Annotated in this window: 4 protein-coding genes; 3 read left to right on the top strand and 1 reads right to left on the bottom strand. The window is 57.7% G+C overall.

Features of this window, described 5'->3' with window-relative positions; genetic code table 11:
- Window positions 1-880, top strand: an 880-nt coding sequence (locus Q1B15_RS16360; protein ID WP_299755647.1) for an FAD-dependent oxidoreductase, incomplete at its 5' end; no start/stop codon positions are given.
- Complete coding sequence (locus Q1B15_RS16355; protein WP_299755645.1) at window positions 873-1,994, top strand: FAD-binding oxidoreductase; 1,122 nt, start codon at window positions 873-875, stop codon at window positions 1,992-1,994. The genes Q1B15_RS16360 and Q1B15_RS16355, both read left to right, overlap by 8 nt.
- Here Q1B15_RS16355 and Q1B15_RS16350 read toward each other — a convergent pair whose 3' ends face one another.
- On the bottom strand, window positions 1,995-2,873 hold the full coding sequence (locus Q1B15_RS16350) for an IclR family transcriptional regulator C-terminal domain-containing protein (RefSeq protein WP_299755642.1): 879 nt from the start codon (window positions 2,871-2,873) through the stop codon (window positions 1,995-1,997).
- Window positions 2,874-3,255: 382 nt separating this feature from the next.
- Between Q1B15_RS16350 and Q1B15_RS16345 the strand changes: the two genes are divergently transcribed.
- Complete coding sequence (locus Q1B15_RS16345) at window positions 3,256-3,423, top strand: hypothetical protein (RefSeq protein ID WP_299755639.1); 168 nt, start codon at window positions 3,256-3,258, stop codon at window positions 3,421-3,423.
- The last annotated feature ends 48 nt before the right edge of the window (window positions 3,424-3,471 follow it).

Raw genomic sequence — 3,471 nt, 5'->3', positions numbered from 1 at the left:
TGGCGGCGCAGAGGTATCTGTCGTGGCCGAAGCGGCAGCAGCGCCATGGCATCATCCTTTGGCTGGTCTGCGTGCGACACTTCTTGATCCCGGCCTTGTGCGTAAGGGTCTGGGAATGTTGCAAGGATTGCGCAGACATGGAATTCCGATGGCGTATAATACCCGCCTGCACCGGATTGAGGAAGCAGACGGAGCGCTGCGCATGGTCCTCAGAGATCAGAGGGGCAACGAGACCTCCTCCATCGTAGACGCAATCTGCATGAATATCGGTTTTGAGCCGCAAAACGAAATTCTTCGCCTCCTTGGCGCCGACATGGCCTATGACAAAACCTTCGGCCATCTGCGGTGTTCACGGGATGAAGGCATGCAGACAAGCATTCCCTGCCTTTACGCCGTCGGCGACTGCACTGGTCTGGGCGGGGCGCCCGCCGCCCGTCTCGAGGGTGAGATCGCCGGAAAAACCGCGGCTGCACAACTTGGGTGCGGCGACGCCTATGATCTGTTCGCCCAAAAGCGTTCGCTCAAACGGCATAGACTATTCCAAAAAGCCCTGTGGCAGATGTATGACGTGGCCCCATACTCGCTTTCCAACATGCCGTCCGAAACCATAATATGTCGTTGCGAAGAGATAACTCTTGGCCAGATCACCGAAGGCCTTTCGGCCGCAACCGGCCACGTCGGCACGCTTAAGCGTGCAACCAGAGTAGGCATGGGGCGATGTCAGGGTCGATACTGTGGACCCATATCCACCCGACTGGTTGCGGCCGCAACGGATCAACCGGTTGACGACCGAAGCCATTTCGCGCCCCGCGTCCCTATCAAACCGGTTAGCATTGCATCAATACTCGCCGCGCAAGAGGCGCTGAACGAGAGTGCATGATGTCCTTGTCATCGGGGGCGGGATCGTGGGCCAGGTTACAGCAATAAAACTGGCAGAAACGGGCGCGCGGGTGGTCATAGTGGACGCGGCCCAGAACTCAGGCTCTACTGCGAACGCTGGTAGTCTTCATGTCCAAATGCAAAGTCGGTTCATGCGGCTCTATCCCGACCAAGTACGCAACATTGAGGCGTCGCTGCCGTTCTATGTCGCGGCGGTGCAGGAGTGGGGTCTGCTAGATCAAAAATACGGATCGTTTGAGCTTGTGCGCAAAGGCGGGCTGATGCTTGCCGAAGACGAAGGACAAATGGCGTTCCTGGAAAAAAAAATGGAGTGCGAAGCGCGCCACGGCGTCTCGGTCGAGTTGCTGGACCGATCTGCTCTGGACCGGATCGCGCCTTGGCTGGGTCCGCAAATTATAGGTGCAGAACTTTGCCGGGACGAAGGGAAATTGAACCCTTTGGCAGCAAATAAGCGACTGAGGGCGGCGGCAGAGACTCTTGGGATCGAGCATCGCACGGATCAGATACTCCGCCTCGAAAGCCTGCCCGATAGCGTCGAGGCGATCGGGCTGCAGGGCAGATACCGGGCTGACCGCATGGTTGTTGCCGCCGCCTGGGGCGCGGGTGCGCTGACACATGATCTGGGCGTGACTATTCCGTCGCGCGCCGAACCCTTGCATATGAACATCACCGAAGCCTGCGAGACCCAGATCAATCATCTGGTTCAGCATGCCGAACGCTCAATTACCCTAAAGCAGTTCGCCACGGGTCAGATCGTCATTGGCGGCGGTTGGGCGGCGCGTGATCGGGGCCGCTACGAGATCCCCGCAGTTGATCATGCGTCGATCCTGGGGAACGTCGCGCTGGCGGCCCAGCTTGTGCCATCCATTTCGGGGATACGCGTCATCCGCACATGGGCGGGCATGAACACGACCGTCGACGGCGCATCTATCATCGGCCCCCTGCCCGGCCACGCGCGCGTTGTAATGGCTGTTCCTGGCGATGCCGGCTATACGCTAGGGCCATTGGTGGCGGGTTTGGCAGTCGATTGCGTTCAAGGGGCCGGGCTTGCCGCAGAAGCGTCGTCGTTTAGCCCGGCCCGCTTCGCTGCGTGATCAGTGCTTGATAGCTTCGGAGATACTGTGAACCGTAGCCTGAAGCTTCGGGAGGACGATTTCGACCATTTCTTTGGGGGTCATGCGAAGCGTGGGAACACCGACGTTTATCGCTCCAAACAGAGAACCGGAACTGGTCCGCACAGGGACGGCGATCGACATCAGGCCAGTTTCAAGCTCCTGGTCCACAAGCGACCATCCTTGCTCGCGCACTTGCTCGAGGACCTTTCTGAACTTACCCTTGCCGGTGACCGTCTTCTCCGTCTTCTTCGTCAGCTCGATTTTGCGCAACATCTCTGGCCAAGTCTCTATCGGTTGTGATGCCAATAAAACCCGCCCGTTGGCGGTGCAATGCGCAGGATAACGCGCGCCAACCGAAATGCCGACGCTGATGACGCGGTGATATTGCGCACCACTCACATACACGACGTCGAATTTGTCGAGAACGGCAGCTGACACCGATTCACGCACGTCTTCGGACAGATGATCAATAAACGGTCGCGCGATATCCCAGACACCCTTTGACGAAAGTACGGAATAGCCCAGCTCAAGGACCTGAGGTGTCAGGTCAAAAAGTTTGCCGTCGGCGACCGCGTACCCTTCGTGAACAAGCGTCAGCAGGATGCGGCGTGCGCCTGCACGGGTATTTCCGGTCTCGCTGGCGACTTGGGACAGGGTCATTTTGCGCCCGGTGCGGTTGAACGCCCGCAGAACCTCTAGCCCGCGCGCAAGTGAGCTTACGTAATCGCGCGGGTTGAGACCGACCGCCAAGTGGTCATCACCAACGTCTGGCAGTGCAGTCATCAAGCCAGAACGCGCTGCCGATCTTGCCTGAGCAACTTCCGCGACCAATGGCTTAGTCTTTTTCTGTTGTTCCATACCGGCCTTTCTATGCCTGAATGAGCCGAATTTTGAGGCTATCATAACCTGCTAATAGAAAGAATTGTCCACCTTCAAAAAAACAAGCTTGCCAGACGCGCAATCGGGCATGCTATAACGAACAAGAGTGCGCTATGTGAACTTTCGGCGCCAGGGCGATTTAGGGAATAAAAGGCTCGGACATAACGCCGATGCGCTTTTGAACATCGGATGGACCTTGTCAATTTGTCTGCGCGACCCATCACAATCCAGCCGCTTAGTGGTCCGCGCCAGCCGGCTAATGGCAACGCACTTCGAGGCGCTGGGGCCTGCCCGCGCGGACGCCTGGGCCAAGGCCACTCGTCACGTGGCTTGGCACAATCGTGTGAGGGCGATAGCTTAAATGCACGATACCATCGACACGGACGTACTTGCGAACCTACCCGAAGTGACCCCCAAGGTGGGCTGCCTGACACTCGATACTGTTGCGGGAATTATAGATCTCGTCGCGTCCCGATCAGGCCAGTTGCCGGAATTCATCACTAACACTCGACTGGAAGCAAAGACATGATACCGAACACTCAAATCAAGGACGAACACGGTGCTCTTCATTATGGCT

It is taken from the genome of uncultured Boseongicola sp., from assembly GCF_937988555.1.
Taxonomy (GTDB): domain Bacteria; phylum Pseudomonadota; class Alphaproteobacteria; order Rhodobacterales; family Rhodobacteraceae; genus Boseongicola.
Note: the sequence above shows the minus strand (reverse complement) of the source record. Positions and strands in the feature narration are given on the sequence as shown.

Coding starts and splice junctions, on each gene's coding strand:
- Q1B15_RS16350 (WP_299755642.1), bottom strand. CDS start 2,873: ATGGAACAACAGAAAAAGACTAAGCCATTGGTCGCGGAAGTTGCTCAG.
- Q1B15_RS16345 (WP_299755639.1), top strand. CDS start 3,256: ATGCACGATACCATCGACACGGACGTACTTGCGAACCTACCCGAAGTG.